We start from the raw sequence: 18,180 nt of genomic DNA, 5'->3' as shown, positions 1-18,180 counted from the left end.
TAGACGTAAATTCATTACGACGATCGGATCCATTGGCGCAGTATCACTTGCTGGTTGTTCATCGATCTTGGGTGGAAGTGACGGATCGAATCCGTTCGATCCCACCAACAGTTCCAATTCCACCAACGATACTAACACGACCGATGGAGCCGACATCACTGGTCAATCAGTGGATAGCTTCAAAGATGTATCGTCACAATGGGAGGTTAGCTACGGTAAGCTGACAACCACCACTCAAGACGTGTTTCAGGGTGACCAGTCCATCGTGCTCCAACCGAAGAAAAACGGAAAACAGACCATCGCCAAGGTCTCCCGCACGTTCTACCCGGAGGCGTTGGATCTCAGCGGCCACGATCTCTCGTTGGCTGCGAAAGTGAACAAGCCGGATACCGTCAAAATACGGGCAGAGATCATTGCTCCCGCCCAAAGTTCCATGCTCACTGCGACCCGCCATATCCCAAAAGAGTTAGACGAGTGGGTTCGGTTCGATATCGGCTATACGGACAAACAAGGCAATCCAGTGATGGACAACGTGGCGAAGATCAACCTCCAGATCGGGCCGATGAAAAAACCGTTCGAAGTGCTAATCGATGATCTGCGGAAAGTGCCCAAGGCCAACACCGGGAAGGTGATGTTCCAGTTCGACGACGGACACGTGAGTGCCTACGAAACGGTGTATCCCTTGTTCAAGGAGAAAGATTGGACGGGTTCGGTCGCCGTCATCCCGAACGCGGTCGGCGGAGACGATCGTATCTCCGAAGCCAATATGCGCGAAATGGGCAAGAACGGGTGGGATATGGTTGGTCATGCTAGCGAACTCCTCCCGAAATACTCCTCTGAAAAACAACGACAGATCCTCCAAGAGACGAAACGGTATCTCGACGTGAAGGGATTCAAACGAGGCTCGGAGCATTTCATCGTTCCGTACCACCGAGTGAACGGTACGAGTCTCAAGCATATCAGCGAGCTGTTTAAAACAGCTTATCTTCAGGGTGGAGGACCGAACAACGCCCGCCGACCCAGCAATCCCGCTTTCATCTCCCGGGTAAACGGGGAATCCATCCGAGGGACCCGTCGGATCGTCAACATGGCTGCCGAATTCAACCAGCTGGCTGTTATCTACTACCACGAGATCGGTGGTGAGGGCGTGCCCGTAAACGCCCTCAAGAAGATCATCGATCACGTCGACAATGCGGATGTCGACGTCATCACGCCCTCTCAGCTCGTCGACAGCAGCAACTGGTAGCTGAACGATCCCACACGAGTGTGGTATTATACACCACACCATCGGAAAAGCTAATATAATTGCGATTATACGAAGAGACACATCGTGGGCTGGTGATACGAATGATGAGCACGCTTTCCACACACCGACTGTTCGCTGTTGCCACTGAGGGATTCGAGAACGGGGGCGGACTGTTCTCGAATACATCTCTTGGCAGTGTGGACGCGCATCGTTCATCGCTTCCCTGTCCACACGCCCGTTGTGCCACCGCTTCCCCAGCCAGGAAGTGAGTGTCACCTCGGGTTCGTTCCTCGTTCATCTCACCCTAGAGATGATCGTCTCGGTGACGGTATCGGGGGCGGACTGTTCTGTGATCGGTGACGCGTCGTGGGAACTTCACGCTTCGCTCTGAGTGAATCGACCATTCGACCGAAATTCCCGTGGTGTATCAGGTACGCACGCGGCCGGACGGCCGAGGACCGAGTTCGAGCCTCGGCGGGAATGTATGACAATGGAGGATCCGGTTCTCGTTGTCACGGCGAGCACCGACATCACCCTCTGGGTGTCTCGGGGAGCAGCGGGCGATCTCACTGCTGGCGCAATGGATGTCCTCACAAGCGCTACCCCCGTCGTTACCGTCGAGGAGATCGACGTAGTGGGCTGTCGTCCCACGGCAACGGATATCCGTGTCGATCTCGTCGTCGAGGTGCAGGTCCGCACAGCAGCGACGGAGCCGAGAGCCGTCGAAACGGCGCTCTGTGATGGCTTTGGCATCATCGCGGCTGACGTATCTGCGATCAGTAGTTGACACCTCGGTGGAGCCAGAGCGTAGCGTGCTCTCGGGGCGAGCCAGCGAAAACACGGTGCCCGTTGATGGGGTGAACGACGAACGATACCGCCCGAACTGTCGTCGCTCCGGGTCGTTTTTCCGTCTCCTATTCGTTCGGTTCGGTGAGGCAGTAGCGTGATCGAGAGCCAGACGATCCATCGATATCAACGACCGTGAATCCGACTCGCATCGAATCCGAATTTCCCGCCGACACGTACCGTGGTGCGCAACGTCAGGCCCTCACGGACATCCGGGCAGCGTTCGAAGCGGGCAACGACATCGTGCTCGTTCGTGCGCCCACCGGCAGCGGGAAATCGTTGCTCGCCCGGGCCATCGCTGGCTGTGCCCGACGGGCCGGAGAAGCCGACGCCGGCCAGCCCATCGGTGCGTACTACACCACTCCACAAGTCTCCCAATTGGATGACGTGGCAGCCGATCCGTTGCTCGACGATCTGAACGTCATCCGGGGCAAAGGAAACTATTCATGCGTCCTGCCGGGTGAAACGACGACGCCTGTCGACCGCGCGCCGTGTGTCCGCGAAACGGGATTCGACTGTCCCGTCAAACACCGGTGTCCGTACTTTTCTGACCGGGATCTCGCGGCAAACCGTCCGATCGCCGCGATGACGCTGGCGTATTTCATGCAAACGGCCGGCTCTACGGTGTTCGACCAGCGCGACGTGCTCGTCATCGACGAAGCCCACGGTCTGGTCGACTGGGCGGAGATGTACGCCACGATCAAACTCGGTCCTGAAACGGTTCCCGTCTGGGATCGCACGCCGGCCCCGGAGATCACGAGCGTAGATGGGGCCGTCGAGTACGCCGATACTCTCGCTTCGGTCTGTGACCGCAAGCGTCAAGAACTCCAACGCGAACCCGAACTCAGCGCCACGGAGGTGGCTACACGCGATCGGCTGGCCGAACTCCTCAGGGAGCTACAGTGGTTCGTCACTGACGCCCGCGATGCTGAGAGCGCAACGACGTGGGTCACAGACCAGCACGGGGGCGAGGGATCACCACTCACGATCAAACCGATGAACCCCGAACGATACCTCGTTCACACCGTCTGGGACCGCGCCACGTCCTTCGTGTTGTTGTCGGCGACCATCCTGAACAAGACAGCATTCTGTCACCAGACGGGACTCGATCCGTCCCGTGTCAGCCTCGTGGACGTCGATCACACGTTTCCCGTCGAGAACCGACCGCTGTTCGACGTGACACAAGGGAAAATGACCCACGAACACCGCGACGAGACGCTCCCGAAGCTCGCACGCCTCCTGGTTCGTCTCATGCAACGTCATTCCGATCGGAAGGGTATCGTCCACTGTCATTCGTACGCGATCGCCGAACGACTCGCAACGCTGCTGTCCGAATTCGGGGTCGAAGAACGTGTTCGATCGCACGATCGGGAGAATCGAAACGCCGTGCTTTCCTCGTGGAAACGCGACGAATCGACCGTGCTGCTCTCCGTGAAGATGGAAGAAGCCCTCGATCTGGAGGGGGATCTCGCCCGGTGGCAAGTGCTGTGTAAGGCACCGTTTCCGAACACGCGCGACTCTCGTGTCGCCAGCCGACTCGAAGACGGACAGTGGGGATGGTACTACCGCAGCGCGTTACGAACCGTGATCCAAGCGTGTGGACGTGTCGTCAGATCTCCCACCGACGAGGGAGCAACCTACCTCGCCGACGAAAGCCTCCTCGATCTGTTCGAACGGGCGCACTCGGACATTCCACCGTGGTTCCAAGCACAGATCGACCGTATGCGTTCTCCCTCGCTCCCGGCGTTCGATCCGAGCGAAGCGTGTACGGAGACCTCCACGGATCGACGCCGATCGACCGCTTCTTCGACCGCTTCCTCGATCGAAGATCATCCACTTGATGATGTTTGGCAGTGATTTTATTTCACGGTCGGTACGGACCCCGGTCGAAGACCCCGTTCGGTCTTGATCCCAAACCGAAGATCAGAATGATTATATTTGATATCCTCATGGAAGATAGTATGGGCGGTGAGACCCTCCGGCGCGCAGGTATTCGACTTGAGGAGGCAAGCGAAACAGTGGAGAACGGACTGATCAGTAAGCGATTGGCGCGGCTCGCGGATCAGTGTCGGTCTCTCGCTGATCGTGATCCGGACGCCGATCAACTCGCCCGATTGGAGACCACTATCCGGTCAGCAAGCCGACGACTCGATGGGGATGTCGCCGTCACCGTTCGCCGGGCCGGGCAGGATGTCGTCGTGTACCGAGATCAACGCGAGTGAGCCGTACTGACCGCTCGGTTTCCGATCGGTTATATCTATATTTGCAGTAAGAGACGTCAAAAAAACGTGATCTCTGTCTCACCGGCTCGCAGTCGCGTCCTCGGGTAGCACGTGTAACCCTTCTCTGTGTTTTATGACGGGCACGGTGTCGGTGTCGGGATCTAGATATGACGGTCGGGGGATGGTTTTCGCTTCGTAGGTGTCGGGATCGAGCACTTGCACAGCGTGGTCGTCTTCGACAGCGACGAGCGTCGTTTCCTGGGCGTCGGTGGTGTCACCGAGTCGGCGTGCATCAGGAGCGATCCCGTCCTCGGCGTCTGCCTCGTACTGCTTTCCGGTCGTGAGCCGTCGTCCTTTCAGATTGCCGTGGGCGCTGTGAACGAGCACCGGGTCCTCACCAGCAGGTTCGATGACCGTTCCGGCGGGAAACGGCGGCAGTCGGACGGCGTAAGTGACCCGGTACACCTCGTTTCCATCCTCGTCCTCGGTGATGAGTGTCTGGGAATCCGTTACCGTTCCGCCGAGTTCCCGCTGGATGTGGGTGGCGACGGTTCGACCGAGCTGTGTGGTCGAGAGACGGACGTTGATCCCCTCGTTGCTTTCGCTGATCTCCGTAATGAAGGCGTTACGATCGCCCTCGCGTTCGTCGACGCGTTCGTTGGCGATCTCAGCCGCACGCGTTCGCTCGGTTTCGGTCGGCGTGCGGTCCATGGCGCGGACCTGAACCGTACTCGCGTAGTACTCCCCAGCGATTCGCGAACAGCGCGTACACGTCGTTCGGTTGAACCGCACGCGAACGTCGTGTTCCGCTTCGATCACGGTATCACGTACCACGCCCGTGAAATAACAGTGCATCTCGATCGTGTTCCGATCGATCTGCTCGGGTTCGACCATCCACTCCACGTCATCGGCCTCAACGTGGATCCCGAGGGTTTCGGTGGTCTCCTCGATGGCGACATCCGTGTAATCATCTGCTCCGACATCGACCCACTGTTCGCCGCGCTTGACGGCTCCACACCCGCTACAGATCTCGACGACCAGTTCCTCAGGAGCATCGACGAGGTCGAACTCCTCGAAGTAACAGTCGTCACAAAGGCGTGCCCGGTGTCCGCTGGGATTGCCGGGACGTGGCTCCGATCGCGGCTCGACAGGATCACCACACCGAGGACAGAATTCGCCGGAACCCATTGGTGACGGTAGTGTCCCAGCGCGTTTAAACTCGTCTGCTCCGATCGTTATAAAAATCTGACCTGTCGGTGCCGTCCACCGATGAAGATGTTCACAGGTAACCTATGTGTGCACTCGCTCGCTCCGTCCCGTCGTGAGCACGGACCGGACGTACGTCGAAACGGTCATGTAGTCCCTCTGTTTCGTTCTAGACGGTCCCGCTTTCGTCTACCACAGCGGGCGGGACCGGGCCGGGCGCGCCCTTTACTCCGTGTATCTTGCTGACACAGTACGTATAGCGGAGGGGCTATATGTTCCAGACCGTGTATTCTGGATATGGAGTGGAAATCGGATTGGAACCTCCGGGGGCGGATGGCCTTCACGATGTTCCTGTTGTTCGCCCTCTACATCGTGTTCATTGCCATTCTGGCAGAAGCGAACATGTGGATCATCATGCCCGTTGTGGGTGTGTTTTTGCTGGGCCAGTTGTTTTTCAGCGACAAGCTCGCGTTGTATACGATGGGCGCGCGCGAGGTGAGCAAAGACGAGTATCCCGAACTACACGCCTCGATCTCGCGGCTCTCCCAGCAGGCTGACCTGCCCAAACCGACGGTTGCGGTCACGGATTCCCGGGTCCCGAACGCGTTTGCTACCGGCCGGTCACAGGACAGTGCCACGGTCTGTGTCACCACTGGTATCCTGAACACGTTGAACCAAGAGGAACTCGAAGGGGTGTTGGCTCACGAGCTTGCCCACGTCAAAAACCGGGACGTGATGGTGATGACGATCGCTTCGTTCCTCTCGACGATCGCGTTCATGGTCGTCCGATGGGGGTGGTTGTTCACCGGTGGCGGCGACGACGACAGCCCCGGCGCACTCGTCGCCATCCTCGCCTCGCTGGTCGTCTGGATCGTCTCGTTTTTCCTCATCCGGGCGCTCTCGCGGTACCGCGAGTTCGCCGCCGATCGGGGCGGAGCCATGATCACCGGCAACCCGAGCGCACTCGCGTCCGCACTCATGAAGATTTCCGGCCGCATGGACAAGGTTCCCGACCGTGATATGCGCGAACAATCGGAAATGAACGCCTTTTTCATCATCCCGATGAAGGGAAGTTCCATCATGCGGCTGTTCAGCACCCATCCGAGCACTGAACGCCGGATCGAGCGGCTTCAGGACATGGAACGCGAAATCCAGTTCGCGTGAATCGTTTCTGACCGATCGACTGGCTGTTTCCATTGTTTTTCTCCTCTCACAGCATGGAAAACCCCAAGCAGTCACACGCCCGTGAGTGACACATGGGCATCTTTGATTCGATCCGACAGGTACTCGGTCTCAGCGCCGAGGCAGACGCCACTCGCGCGGCCGAACCGGAGGACCTGTTCGGGATGAGCACTGCGTATATTACGATGGAGGCCGACCTCGGTTACACACCGACGGGGGAAGCCGCGCTCTGCTTTTCGAACGTCGATAGCGCGGCGTTCGAAGAAGCAGAACGGGAGGTCGAACGCATCCTCGAAGCCGGTCGTCAGGAAACGGGTACCGAAGCCCGGTTCAACACTGATTCACACGGCTATGAGTGGGTCATCCTTGATGATCCGGATTTTGAGGATTTGATCACGAGCATGCATTTCGCAGCAGACACGTTCGTCGAGGAAGGATTTGGGAGCCGGTTGCTCGCCGCCGTCTTCGCCTTCCAGAAGGAGTCTGACACCGTCTACTGGGTGTACTCGTTCCGCCGTGGCGCGTACTATCCCTTTGCGCCGCTTCCCGGCAATGAACGCGACTCCAGTGCCGAGTTCAAACTCCAAAGCGCCCTTGAGGGGGAACTGGAAGTAGAAGACGACACCGAATACTGGTATCCGCTCTGGCCCGACGGCTCCGGCGACCCGTGGGAATGAACTGACCTCGGCGTTTTCGATGTGCTTTTTCTGGTGATCGTGGTGGCCGTAGCCCCACGGTTTCACTTTCACTGGGGTGTTAACGAGTTTTTATGAAGGGTGGGGAACAACGAAGAACCATGGCAACGGATTTGGAGAACCTTCCAGGCGTCGGTCCAGCAACGGCGGAGAAGCTGCAAGACAATGGGTACGATTCCTTTCAGGGTATCGCCGTCGCAAGTCCGGCGGAGCTTTCGAACACCGCCGACGTGGGTGAGAGCACGGCTCACGACATCATTCAGGCGGCACGGGAGCAGGCGGACATCGGTGGGTTCGAAACGGGGGCGTCGGTGCTTCAGCGCCGCGAGCGGATCGGCAAGCTCGAAACGCAGGTAGCGGAGATCGACGAAATGCTCGGTGGCGGCGTCGAAACCCAGTCGATCACGGAGGTGTACGGCGAGTTCGGTGCGGGCAAATCACAGATCACTCACCAGCTGTCGGTGAACGTCCAGCTGCCGCCCGAAGTGGGTGGATTGGGTGGTAGCGCCATCTTCGTGGATTCCGAAGATACGTTTCGTCCCGAGCGCATCGATGAGATGGTCCGTGGGCTGGACGATTCACTCATCGCTGCTGCCATGGATGACCGGGAGATCGACGGCGATCCGGATGACGAGGAGGCGCTGTCCGAGTTAGTGGAGACGTTTCTCGACTACATTCACGTCGCAAAGGCGTTCAACTCCAACCACCAGATCTTGCTCGCGGAAAAGGCCCAAGAGATCGCAAGCGAACACGAAGATAGCGAGTATCCAGTGCGACTGTTGTGTGTCGATTCACTCACTGCCCACTTCCGCGCGGAGTACGTCGGTCGTGGCGAGTTGGCCAACCGCCAGCAGAAGCTCAACAAGCATCTCCACGATATCGATCGACTCGGAAACCTGTACAACGCTGCCGTCGTCGTGACCAATCAGGTCCAGTCGAACCCGGACGCCTTCTTCGGCGATCCAACGAAACCCATCGGTGGCAACATCCTTGGCCACAAATCCACTTTCCGCATCTATCTCCGCAAGTCAAAGGCGAACAAACGCATCGTCAAACTCGTCGACGCACCGAACCTTCCCGATGGCGAGTCCGTCATGCGCGTCGAAAATGAGGGACTGAAACCCGAGTGAGCCACAGTTCTTACCACCTTGCATCGAACGCCAGCGTCTCGGTCCCTTCGGTTGCGGTGGTGTACTCGCTGCGCACAACGGTGAACCGGTGTTGATCGGTGACGGTGCCGTCCGGACGCGAGGAATGCTGCCGTAACTACCCTTCGTGGCGTCCCCCATACTTCTCTATCATGCGTTGAGATCCGTTGAACCGAACGTCACGTTCTCATTCCGGCTTCCTCGGGATGATCCTCGTTGAACGTCTCGGATATCTCTTTGAAGTACGGATCACCGGTGATCCGATGGAGCTTCCGGAGCTGGAGGATGTGCATTGCGTGGTAGAACTCGTTGCCCCGGTAGCCGCGGTTGAGCGCGTACCAGCTCACTTCGCCCGGCTCTCGGAACTGCTCGACGTACTGCTTGATCGTGGTGATCGCCGCTTCCAGCAGTGGTCGGCTCTTCTCGTCCTCGGTGACTAGCCAGTACTCATAGACACCCCACAGCCCGGTGAGAAAGCCGTTGAGAACGTGCGTCGGCGGATCGTGAGGATACTCCTCGAACCAGAGATACCCCTCGTCGTCGACCATCGCGGTCCACGGCCCATCGGTCGAACGCGTGAGCCGCCGGAAACTCTCATACACCGCGTCGGCCGTTTCCCGATACTGTTTTTTCCCCGTCGCTTCGTGCAGCCTGAGATACGCCGACAACGATGTACCCTGCGCCAACGCCGAGTACCACGGTGGAGTGAGTGTCACGCCAGCACCGCCTTTTTTCATCGTGTAGGGAAAGTACAACGCCCCGTCGTTGCGTGCGGCTGTGTCCAGATACGCCTCGGAGATTTCGATCGCCTTTTCGAGATAGGAATCCCGGTCGAGCTGGCGGTAGCAGTAGAGCAACTTCATCATCGTTCGAGACGTGCGAACCGGCATGTGCCCCCGCTCACCGTTGATCGTCGCCATCTGCAGGTTGGGGATGGAATCGACCTCCGAAGCGTTAAACCGACACGATGGCTCGTTCCACCGATTGACGAAGATCGTCGGCCGTTCGTCGTAGGACACTTCCTGAAGCGAGTACTGCTCTCGCTGGATTTCGACTCCGTCGATTTCCATCGTCGAACTGCTGTCTGAGGGCGTGTCTGTGGTGTTCCCTGCTGTGGTTGGTGTCGGTGATCCACCTCCCAGCGTCGAGGTCTGTTCTGGCTTCGTCGCTTGCTCTGTCGTCGTGGGTGGCTCGTCGTTACCTTGGGTGTTACAGCCCGCGAGACCGGACGCCAACAGGAGCGCAAACGTTCGGCGCTTCATCGATCCGTCCTCCCTTCCCATCGCTGCGCTGTCGTGCCATCGACCGTACCGTGAATATAGAGATACATATCTGTCATAGAATTCACTCGACGATTCGATCTACCATGCTTGGATATGATCTGTGGTGTCTGTATAGCTTTTCTGGCCGGTGATCGATTTCGGCTACAGCTGCTTTCTTCCTCCAAGGAGAGAATTCCGCCGTTTACGGCGAGGAGAATGTCACTCGGTTTGTGTCGTGTCGATCTCGATGTCACCGCTGTGGATCTTCGCACCGTCCTGTGCGACTTTCTCGGCGAGTACGGCGCATTTGACGCGCATCGGGCTGATCTCGACGCCCAGCATATCGATCACGTCGTCGCGGTCGAGTTCGTGGAGTTCGGCAACAGTCATGCCCTGAAGCTGTTGGGTGAGCAGCGAGGCGCTGGCCTGACTGATCGCACAGCCGTCTCCGGAGAAGGCGATGCGTTCGATCGTTTCCTCGTCGTCGGCGAGCACGACATCGATCTGGATCGTGTCGCCACAGGTCGGATTCTCGCCAGTGTGTGAGAACGTCGGCTCCTCGAGTTCCCCGTAGTTTCGGGGGTTCTTGTAGTGATCGAGGATCTGCTGGCGATACATATCGGAGCCCAGTCCCATCGTTGTCTTCGATAGCAGGTAAAGCCGGAAAAACGTATCGTGAGTGACGGCATGGCACGGCGCGTCAAGCTTAGGCGAACAACGCGCGCGCGTCGTCGATACCCTCGATGAGCGCGTCGATCTCCTTGCGGGTGTTGTAGAGGTAAAAGGAAGCCCGTGCGGAGGCTGCGGTGTCCAAGGTGTCGTGCAGCGGTTGCGTGCAGTGGTCACCTGCCCGGATGGCGACCGCGTGATCGTTGAGGATGCTCGAAAGGTCGTGTGCGTGGACGGAGTCGAGATTGAACGAAACGAGTCCCACTCGATCGTCGCCGGGGGGTCCGTACACCGTGATGTCCTCGAACTCGGTGAGCCTGTCGTAGGCGTATTCGGCCAATTCGTGCTCGTGGCGCTGGATGCGTTCCAATCCGATCTCGTCGAGGTAGTCACACGCGGCCGCGAGCGCGATGCCCTGACCGATGACCGGCGTGCCAGCCTCGAACTTCCACGGCAGCTCCTCGAACGTCGTCTCCTCGTAGGTGACTTTCCGAACCATCGAGCCACCGTAGAGGTAGGGCTGCATCGATTCGAGCAGCTCGCGCTTGCCGTACAACACGCCGATTCCCGTCGGACCACACATCTTGTGGCCGGAGAAGGCAAAGAAGTCCGCATCGATCGCTTCGACGTCGACCGGTTGGTGGGGCACCGATTGGGCACCGTCGACGAAGATGTACGCCCCGTGGTCGTGAGCGAGCTCTGCGAGCTCCGAGACGGGGTTGATGGTTCCCAGCGTGTTCGAGACGTGGGCGACGCTCACCATCGCCGTGTCGTCGGTGATCAGCTCTTTCGCGTGGTCCATGTCGAGGTAGCCCTCCTCATCGATCCGGATGTATTTCACCTCTGCGCCCGTTTTTTTACCGATCTGCTGCCACGTCACGAGCGAGGAGTGGTGTTCCATCTGGGTGGTTACCACCTCGTCTTCGGGACCGAGCTCTGCAAGCCCCCACGCGTAGGCCACGAGGTTCATCGATTCCGTTGTGTTTTTCGTGAAAACGATCTCCTCGCGTCCACCCGACGCGCCGATGAACTCCGCCACCCGGTCGTGGGCCTCCTCGTAGGCGATCGACGCCTCCTGACTCAGTTGGTGAAGCCCGCGGTGGACGTTCGCGTTGTACGTGCGGTAGTACTCCGCAATGGTATCGATGACTGGCTCGGGTGTCTGACTGGTCGCGGCATTGTCGAGATACACGAGCTGCGTGCCGTCGAACTCCCGCTGGAGGATCGGAAAGTCCGCCCTGATGTGCTCGGTGTCCAGCGGGTCGGTAGTGCTCGCTTTCATTACCTCAACCGAAGACCCCCAGACAAAACACTTCTTCGGTCGAGCCACATTTCTTTTCGCTTTTCACAACCGAACCCGGCGATCGTGTTACTCGTCTGTGATCTGGTTCCGGTCGAGTTCGACGCCGAGTCCGGGTCCCTCGGGTGCGGTGATGATGCCGTCCTCGTGGTCGATCGTTTCGGTCAGGAAGCAATCCCGGACTGCTGGTGTCCACGGGGGATCGATCGAGAACTCACACCATGGACTTCCGGCAGCGGTCATCACGTGGAGGTTTGCGACGAAGCCGAGCCCGTTGGTCCACGTGTGTGGCACGAACGTTACGCCGTGTTGGCGCGCCATCGCCGCGATCTCGGTGGCGCGTTTGATGCCGGTTGCGAGTGCGGCGTCAGGTTGGAGCACGTCGAGCGAGTCGTGGGTGAGGTGCTCCCGAAGCTGCCACGCGCCGTTGTTGAACTCCCCACCGGCGATCGGGACGTCGGTTGCCTCTCGGAGCCGGGCGTACCCCTCGAAATCGTGGCGGGGGAGCGGCTCCTCCAGCCATCCAATCCCGCCGATCTCCTCCAGCTCGCGGGCGACCGTGAGCGCCTCGGCGAACGACCACTGGCGTTCCTCGTCCATCACCCGGACGGCCCACCCTTTGTTCGCGTCGACCATCAGCGTCAGCTCCGGGAACGCATCGCGTACTGCGCGGACGATCTCGGTGTGTTCGGGTTCGGTGATCCGCAGCTTCACCGCCTCGTACCCCTCGCTCACGCGCTCTTGGACGTAGTCGACGCGTTCGTCCGCGTCGATCACTTGCCCGGTGCTCGCGTACACCGGAATCTCACGGCTTTCTGCGCCCAACAGCTCGTACACTGGTTTACCTGCATCCTTGCCGATGATGTCCCACAACGCGTGTTCGACGTGCCACGGGCGTGGTCCGACGAGGTTGAACCCCTCCAGCTTGCGCAAAATCCCCTCGACGTTGTGCGGATCCTCGCCGAGCAGGAAGTATGATAGTTGGTCCTCGTAGTCCAGTCCGCCTGCAAAGCTCGGACTGGCTGCCAGCCCCGTGATTCCCGCGTCGGTCTCGATCTCGAACAGCTCGGCCTCGTGTGTCGCTTGGGGGTAGCCCGGAATCCACGTCGGGTGAAACGGCTCGTCCATCGCGTGTTCGACGTGGTGTTGGGTAACGCCAGTTATTTTCATGCCAACAGGCGACGGGGGCACCGAGAAATAGGTTCGGCCTCGGATACGAGGTGTCTGTGGTGTTTCTGTCTGCTGGAGTTGAAATAAGGTAAAGGCGAACATGACTATCACGCGTTTGCTGTATACCAGTCTCGGAGCCTCGTGAGGAACTGCTTCGCATCGATGTACTCCGACCGTTCGTAGCCAGCGTCGGTGAGCACGCTGTCGAAGCAGGTGCCGGCCGCGATGTCGTTGGTAATGACGCCGATATCAGTATCGATACCGCGTTCAAGCCGGTCGGTAGCCAGCACGACGAGTTGGATATCCGTGCTTCGATCACAGATGGTGGTCGGTTCGTCTTTGCGGCGATACATGTTCTTGCCCGCTTCTCGAGGGATGCCATCAGATCATCGGGAACAGTCGCCATCCTCGTCATCCTTCCTCGATCGCCTGTTGAAGGGTTCGATGTCACGGGTACTTCGTGTCTCGTGGGTCAGCTCGGTGGCGACGGAAGGATGGATCACCAGCGTCCACGGCTCGCGCACGAAAAACGCGCGCAGTGCCCTGTGCAGCCGGTCGATTCGGCGTTCCAGCCCGGATGAATAGATTCGCATCGGCGAGGTACGTCGTTATCGAAGATAGATCGACCATCGCTATTCGGATTCGTTCTGCTCGAACACGACACGGGTGTTATCGTCGAACTGGATCTCGTGGGATGGCTGTCGTCCGTCGTCTTCGGTTGCATCCCGGAGATCGCCGAAAAACGGATCGAGCTCTTGCATCTCTCGAACTGTGTCTTCGAGCGCGATCAGTATCGTCGTCCCGACGATCGTCGGAAGATCGAGTTCGCGGGTCGCAAGCCGTTCGGTCATCCGTCCGTCGATGTACGGCTTGACATACGCGACCACGTTGATTAACCGTTCGACACCGTATTCTTCGACGAATTGCGAGACATCGTCGTCGGCGACTTGCTGACCGATGGCGGCGATGATCGTGGGGATGATCATCGTCAACTGTGGCTCACCAGCCGTGATGATCCCCACTTTGAACGGTTCCGTCCGGTAGTGCCGCTCGCGCCCTTCCTCGCGGACTTCCACGAGCGCGGTCTGGCGCAAGGAATGCGTCGTACACCGTCGATTGGGAAAAACACGCTCGTCTCGCTGAGCGATCGTGTGGCCGTCCACTCGTCCCGCTTCAGAAGCTCCGTATAGAGATGTGCGCTTGCTCTCGAACATCACGTAAAACGTATCCTGCAAGCGAACGGAATCTGATCATATCGATGATATTTCAATCGAGCGTACTGTTCATGGTTCTCTCGGTTCTGGTTTTGTGTTGGTTCGTGGCTGTATCGGTCCTCTTGGGCTACTGGATTCACGCCGACGCGACCGCCCGCGGGAGCGATTCAGCGCTGTCGTGGGCGATCGGTAGTGTCGCCACCCTGCTCGGCACCGTCGCGTATTTCCTTTACCGGCACAAGATCGGCGGTCGGAGCGAACCCGCCTCCCGCCGGGAACGCATCGCCGGGACGGTGGTGTTTGCGCAGCTGTTCGCTCTCGTGCTCGGGGCTAAACTGTCTCCTCCTGATCCATTCACACAGCTGCTACAGCTCCCGCCCCTCGTTGTCGTTGGACTTCTCCCCGCTTACTGGCTGGTTTGGCGGGGTGGCTACGCCCGCCTCCGTCGCCGGATCGGATTGGTCCACGACGACGAACAGCGCCACTGAACCTCACCATTCTCAGTCTCAAAGTTTCGACGGTCACCACTCCTCGCGTAGCAGGCCGTACAAGCGCATATCGTGATACTCGCCGCGAAACCACGCCGCCTGACGCCGGGTTCCCTCGTGTTCGAACCCCAACGATTCGAGCAGTCCGATCGAGGCGTCGTTGAAGCTCCCGGCGCGAGCGCTGATCCGCCGGAGATTCCGGTCCTCGAAGGCGTACTGCACCATTCGGGCAGCGGCGTCCGACCCATACCCCTCGCCGTGGTGGTCGGGCGCGAACCAGTAGGCGAGTTCTGCGTCCCGCGACCGAACGGTTTCGTCCGGCCCGTACTGGGTCCCCGTCAACGAGACGACGCCCAGCGGCTCCTCCCCATCGCAGGCAAGACAGTGAATGCTATCGGAGTCGGAAATCACTGTTTCGAAGAATTCGGCTCCCTGCTCGTGGTTCATCGGATCGATGTCGAGGGCGGACCGCCACACCCTCGGGTCGTTCATGGCGCGCTGGAGAAAGTCGATGTCTTCCCGTTCGATCGGTCGGAGGGTCACGGTGTCTCCCTCCAGAAAGCATGGACCGGGCATGGCCGGTTTTCATATCAATCGAGCAAAGGTCTTGTGTAGCCGTGCGCCTCGGTGTCGTCACCCAAGAGACGGCGCGTACGTTTCGAACACCTCCTCATCCAAGGCGAGCTGGATGTGGCCTTTGTACGGGACGAAGACGTTTTGCGCGGTCGATACTGACTCCCGCTCCGCGTCGGGAAGAGTGGCGTACTCGTCGGGCGTGATCAGTTCGTCAAAGTTCGACCAGAGCGCCGTGTAGTCGACGCTTTCTGTGAGCTGTCCGTCGTTTAGCTCCTGTAGGAAGTCGCTGCCCGGTACCATGTCCCGACCGCCGGGTGTAATGTACGCGAGATACGCGACGTACGTTCCCTGGTGGGGCGTGCCGAGCGTGATGAGTGAATCGACGTACTGGTCGGCCCCCATCTTTTCGATCGCCCACCGGGAATCGAGTCCCCCCATGGAATGAGCGATGATGTCGACGTCGCTGTCGTGACCGGTGCTGATAGACTGGAGTTTTGTTGTTACCTCTTCGGCGTACACCGTCGGTGAATCGACTGTCGTGGCAAGTGTGCCGAGACTCAGTACGTACAACTGATCCTCTGTGTAGCCGATCTCCTGCAATCGGTGCGTGGTGATATCCCACCACGGCGTCTTTCCGGAATCGAGAAAGCCGTGGACCATGAGAACTGGTGAGCGGTCAGTCGTCGGTGTGGCGCTACCGACGGCAGTGATGCTGGCTGCTGTGACACTCGCCGCCCCGATCCCCGTGAGAAACCCCCGTCGAGTGACCGTTCGACTACCCTTCTGATGCATCATGGTATCGTCCCCCAACACAAATGAGGACGATTCACAAATGAGGATGTTGCCGGTTATTTATCGTGCTTCATATCTATTGGATCAACGTCATCGATCGCCAGCTCCAAAAAAAAAACGAAACGCGGGACGTAATGCCCGGGGTGGGCTCCGAACCCACGATCTCCGCATATCCCAGGTACGAGGCCTCGGCACGACCTCAGGGATGCGGGTTGGTACCGCACGGTCTCGTGACCCTATGAGTGCGGCGCTATGTCCAGCTAAGCCACCCGGGCTCACTTGCTCTTATCACACTCCTCCTCTTTAACCTTCTCATGTCGGTCCGCTAGCTCACTCTCGCCCGGTGACTTTTCGGATGCAGGTCGATCCAAAGGGACCGTGGTCCCCGGCGGGAAGCCGCATGAAATGACCTGTCGAAAGGGTTGCACCACACCGTCGACAGGTGAACTCTCCGTCTTTCGTAACCACTTCACTCTGGAACCGGAGGAACTGACCCTCCGTCGGCGTAACTGTGTCTCCATCCCGCTCGATAATGCCCCGTGTCTGGGCAGTTTCGAGGATTTCGCGTGTCGTAGCGGGGTGAGTCGTGATCGTCTCCAGCCGATCGATGGTTTCGGCGAGTGACAGTTCCGCGTGTTCGAGTCGTTCGAGCAGTTGAACGCCGAGTTCGACCGGATCGTCGGTCACACCCCTCCTACTCGCTACGGCGGAATAATGATTTGCGCTCTCGGTGCGTGTCACCGTCCGACTGCACACGGGAGGGCGGTAAGTCCGTGGAAAGTCGGGCGCGGTGTCCGATCGGTCAGATCCGGCTCGATCGTCGAAAACCGATCGAGGAGTTCACCGAGTGCAACGTCGGCCTCGATGCGCGCGAGGGGAGCACCAAGACAGTAGTGAATCCCTCGTCCGAACGCGAGATGTGGATTGGGTTGGCGTTCCGGCCGGAACGCCTCGGGTGCATCGAACATCGTCGGATCCCTGTTCGCAGAGCCGATCCACGGTGTCACTCGCTCGCCCGCCGTGATCCGTCGCCCCCCGAGCTTGACGTCCTCGGTAGCGACACGACGGACCATCTGTACTGGCGACCGGTAACGAAGCACTTCTTCGATCGCCTGCGTGCGATCGATCTCGCCCGAGCGGACCCGCTCGGTCACGTCGTGCTCCTCGAAACACCAAACGGCGTTCGTGATGAGGTTCGTCGTCGTCACGTTACCCGCGATGAGCAAGAGAATACAGAACCCGATCGTTTCCTCTCGGTCGAGCTCTCTGGCCGTCGCTGCGAGGGTGATGAGATCGTCACCACCACCGTTTTCGCGCTCGTCGATCAGCTCAGAAAAGTACGTTTGCATCTCGGTCCACGCATCCTGTCGCTGGGTTTCGTGGGCTTGCTCGGTATCCTCGGCGTCTGGGGTCACGAGCGCGTCTGACCACTCTTTGAACTGTTCGCGGCGGTCGGTGGGGATCCCGAGCAGCTCGGCGATCACCGAGACGGGAAGCGGATCGGCGAGATCAGACACCACGTCGATCCGGCGTTCGTCTTCGAGCTGATCTAACTGCTTGACGGTCAACTCCTCGATCCGCGCTCGATTTTGGCGGATCGTCCCCGGCTGAAACCGTTCGTTGACGAACTCCCGGAGACGCCCGTGATCCGGCGGATCGGCCCTGAGCATCGTTCGAAAGCCCGAATCGTCATCTCCTACCCGAGGCGGCTGGATGTCCGCTGTGGTGAGATCAGATGAGAACGTCTCGTGATCGCGGAGCACACGATCAACCTCCTCATACCGGAAGACGTCCCACGTTTGTCGGCGTTCGTCGTACCGAACGGGATCGTCCTGTCGCATCTCGGCGTACCAATCGAACGGATCGAGCTGACTCTCCCGATCACGAATCGGGACCGGTGGCGCTGTGAGTGGGACCTCCGAATTGGAAGACGACATCCATTGAATGAACGTTCAGTCATTTTGTAGGCTTTTCGGTCGTTCGACTGTGGATATCGGCGAGCAATGACTGTGATGAGGTGGTCTCACCAGAACGTGTCAGAACAGTCGTAGATGACCCCGTGTTGTGAACAGACGTACTTGCAGTGGCGATGAGTCATCGGTCGGTCACAGATCGGACACGGTCGTCCGCCGTTCATAGTTGACGTAGGAGAACTGATAAACAA

At 59.1% G+C, this 18,180-nt stretch carries 23 protein-coding genes and 1 tRNA gene; 10 read left to right on the top strand and 14 right to left on the bottom strand.

The features are described 5' to 3' along the window. Positions 1-67 precede the first annotated feature (67 nt). The 6 genes from MW046_RS07110 (at position 68) to MW046_RS07090 (ending at position 4,314) form a co-directional block, all read left to right on the top strand. The gene (locus MW046_RS07110) at positions 68-1,246 is read left to right on the top strand and encodes a polysaccharide deacetylase family protein (protein WP_247992442.1); all 1,179 of its coding nucleotides are present in this window, start codon (positions 68-70) and stop codon (positions 1,244-1,246) included. 265 nt (positions 1,247-1,511) lie between these two features. After that, on the top strand, positions 1,512-1,637 hold the full coding sequence (locus MW046_RS19410) for a hypothetical protein (RefSeq protein ID WP_282190199.1): 126 nt from the start codon (positions 1,512-1,514) through the stop codon (positions 1,635-1,637). Positions 1,638-1,730: 93 nt separating this feature from the next. Beyond that, positions 1,731-2,033, top strand: coding sequence for a hypothetical protein (locus MW046_RS07105; RefSeq protein WP_247992441.1), 303 nt, complete (start codon positions 1,731-1,733; stop codon positions 2,031-2,033). Between the two features lie 7 nt (positions 2,034-2,040). Then, positions 2,041-2,193, top strand: coding sequence for a hypothetical protein (locus MW046_RS07100; protein WP_247992440.1), 153 nt, complete (start codon positions 2,041-2,043; stop codon positions 2,191-2,193). Between the two features lie 34 nt (positions 2,194-2,227). Next, the gene (locus tag MW046_RS07095; RefSeq protein ID WP_247992439.1) at positions 2,228-3,949 is read left to right on the top strand and encodes a helicase C-terminal domain-containing protein; all 1,722 of its coding nucleotides are present in this window, start codon (positions 2,228-2,230) and stop codon (positions 3,947-3,949) included. Positions 3,950-4,053: 104 nt separating this feature from the next. After that, a complete protein-coding gene (locus MW046_RS07090) occupies positions 4,054-4,314 on the top strand; it encodes a DUF7553 family protein (protein ID WP_247992438.1) in 261 nt (86 codons plus the stop codon). A gap of 78 nt (positions 4,315-4,392) precedes the next feature. Here the strand turns inward: MW046_RS07090 and MW046_RS07085 are convergent, their stop codons facing one another. Next, positions 4,393-5,502: a 60S ribosomal export protein NMD3 gene (locus tag MW046_RS07085; protein WP_247992437.1), complete on the bottom strand. Its 1,110-nt coding sequence runs from the start codon at positions 5,500-5,502 to the stop codon at positions 4,393-4,395. Positions 5,503-5,817: 315 nt separating this feature from the next. Here MW046_RS07085 and htpX point away from each other — a divergent pair, with 315 nt between their 5' ends. The 3 genes from htpX (at position 5,818) to radA (ending at position 8,527) form a co-directional block, all read left to right on the top strand. Next, positions 5,818-6,684 carry a zinc metalloprotease HtpX gene (gene htpX, locus MW046_RS07080; protein ID WP_247992436.1) on the top strand — a complete coding sequence of 289 codons (867 nt, stop codon included), beginning with the start codon at positions 5,818-5,820 and terminating at the stop codon, positions 6,682-6,684. A gap of 92 nt (positions 6,685-6,776) precedes the next feature. Continuing rightward, entirely contained in the window at positions 6,777-7,379 is a 603-nt protein-coding gene (pspAB, locus tag MW046_RS07075; protein WP_247992435.1) for a PspA-associated protein PspAB, read from the top strand. Between the two features lie 119 nt (positions 7,380-7,498). After that, complete coding sequence (gene radA, locus MW046_RS07070; RefSeq protein WP_247992434.1) at positions 7,499-8,527, top strand: DNA repair and recombination protein RadA; 1,029 nt, start codon at positions 7,499-7,501, stop codon at positions 8,525-8,527. 197 nt (positions 8,528-8,724) lie between these two features. On the opposite strand, the gene MW046_RS07065 is transcribed toward radA, so the two are convergent. The 7 genes from MW046_RS07065 to MW046_RS07035 all read right to left on the bottom strand — a co-directional run bounded on the left by MW046_RS07065 (position 8,725) and on the right by MW046_RS07035 (position 14,109). Beyond that, positions 8,725-9,807 carry a D-glucuronyl C5-epimerase family protein gene (locus MW046_RS07065; protein ID WP_247992433.1) on the bottom strand — a complete coding sequence of 361 codons (1,083 nt, stop codon included), beginning with the start codon at positions 9,805-9,807 and terminating at the stop codon, positions 8,725-8,727. Positions 9,808-10,026: 219 nt separating this feature from the next. After that, the gene (sufU, locus tag MW046_RS07060) at positions 10,027-10,443 is read right to left on the bottom strand and encodes a Fe-S cluster assembly sulfur transfer protein SufU (RefSeq protein ID WP_247992432.1); all 417 of its coding nucleotides are present in this window, start codon (positions 10,441-10,443) and stop codon (positions 10,027-10,029) included. 70 nt (positions 10,444-10,513) lie between these two features. Beyond that, the gene (locus MW046_RS07055; RefSeq protein ID WP_247992431.1) at positions 10,514-11,758 is read right to left on the bottom strand and encodes an aminotransferase class V-fold PLP-dependent enzyme; all 1,245 of its coding nucleotides are present in this window, start codon (positions 11,756-11,758) and stop codon (positions 10,514-10,516) included. 87 nt (positions 11,759-11,845) lie between these two features. Beyond that, entirely contained in the window at positions 11,846-12,946 is a 1,101-nt protein-coding gene (locus tag MW046_RS07050) for a mandelate racemase/muconate lactonizing enzyme family protein (RefSeq protein ID WP_247992430.1), read from the bottom strand. A 107-nt stretch (positions 12,947-13,053) separates the two neighbouring features. Then, a complete protein-coding gene (locus MW046_RS07045; RefSeq protein ID WP_247992429.1) occupies positions 13,054-13,299 on the bottom strand; it encodes a hypothetical protein in 246 nt (81 codons plus the stop codon). Between the two features lie 33 nt (positions 13,300-13,332). Beyond that, on the bottom strand, positions 13,333-13,539 hold the full coding sequence (locus MW046_RS07040) for a hypothetical protein (RefSeq protein ID WP_247992428.1): 207 nt from the start codon (positions 13,537-13,539) through the stop codon (positions 13,333-13,335). A 39-nt stretch (positions 13,540-13,578) separates the two neighbouring features. After that, the gene (locus MW046_RS07035; protein WP_247992427.1) at positions 13,579-14,109 is read right to left on the bottom strand and encodes a DUF7437 domain-containing protein; all 531 of its coding nucleotides are present in this window, start codon (positions 14,107-14,109) and stop codon (positions 13,579-13,581) included. Between the two features lie 155 nt (positions 14,110-14,264). On the opposite strand from MW046_RS07035, the gene MW046_RS07030 reads away from it, so the two are divergent. Next, positions 14,265-14,648 carry a DUF7534 family protein gene (locus tag MW046_RS07030; RefSeq protein WP_247992426.1) on the top strand — a complete coding sequence of 128 codons (384 nt, stop codon included), beginning with the start codon at positions 14,265-14,267 and terminating at the stop codon, positions 14,646-14,648. Between the two features lie 33 nt (positions 14,649-14,681). Here the strand turns inward: MW046_RS07030 and MW046_RS07025 are convergent, their stop codons facing one another. The 6 genes from MW046_RS07025 to MW046_RS19525 all read right to left on the bottom strand — a co-directional run bounded on the left by MW046_RS07025 (position 14,682) and on the right by MW046_RS19525 (position 18,153). After that, positions 14,682-15,224 carry a GNAT family N-acetyltransferase gene (locus MW046_RS07025; RefSeq protein WP_247992425.1) on the bottom strand — a complete coding sequence of 181 codons (543 nt, stop codon included), beginning with the start codon at positions 15,222-15,224 and terminating at the stop codon, positions 14,682-14,684. Positions 15,225-15,281: 57 nt separating this feature from the next. After that, positions 15,282-16,016 carry an esterase/lipase family protein gene (locus MW046_RS07020; protein ID WP_247992424.1) on the bottom strand — a complete coding sequence of 245 codons (735 nt, stop codon included), beginning with the start codon at positions 16,014-16,016 and terminating at the stop codon, positions 15,282-15,284. Between the two features lie 135 nt (positions 16,017-16,151). Next, positions 16,152-16,291 (bottom strand) — tRNA-Met (locus tag MW046_RS07015). A gap of 55 nt (positions 16,292-16,346) precedes the next feature. Then, a complete protein-coding gene (locus MW046_RS07010) occupies positions 16,347-16,703 on the bottom strand; it encodes a DUF5830 family protein (protein WP_247992423.1) in 357 nt (118 codons plus the stop codon). A 50-nt stretch (positions 16,704-16,753) separates the two neighbouring features. After that, positions 16,754-17,953, bottom strand: coding sequence for a cytochrome P450 (locus MW046_RS07005; RefSeq protein ID WP_247992422.1), 1,200 nt, complete (start codon positions 17,951-17,953; stop codon positions 16,754-16,756). An 86-nt stretch (positions 17,954-18,039) separates the two neighbouring features. Beyond that, positions 18,040-18,153, bottom strand: coding sequence for an HVO_2523 family zinc finger protein (locus tag MW046_RS19525; RefSeq protein WP_303645422.1), 114 nt, complete (start codon positions 18,151-18,153; stop codon positions 18,040-18,042). Between the last annotated feature and the right edge of the window lie 27 nt (positions 18,154-18,180).

Origin of the sequence: Halocatena salina (assembly GCF_023115355.1) — an archaeon.
GTDB lineage: Archaea > Halobacteriota > Halobacteria > Halobacteriales > Haloarculaceae > Halocatena > Halocatena salina.
Note: the sequence above shows the minus strand (reverse complement) of the source record. Positions and strands in the feature narration are given on the sequence as shown.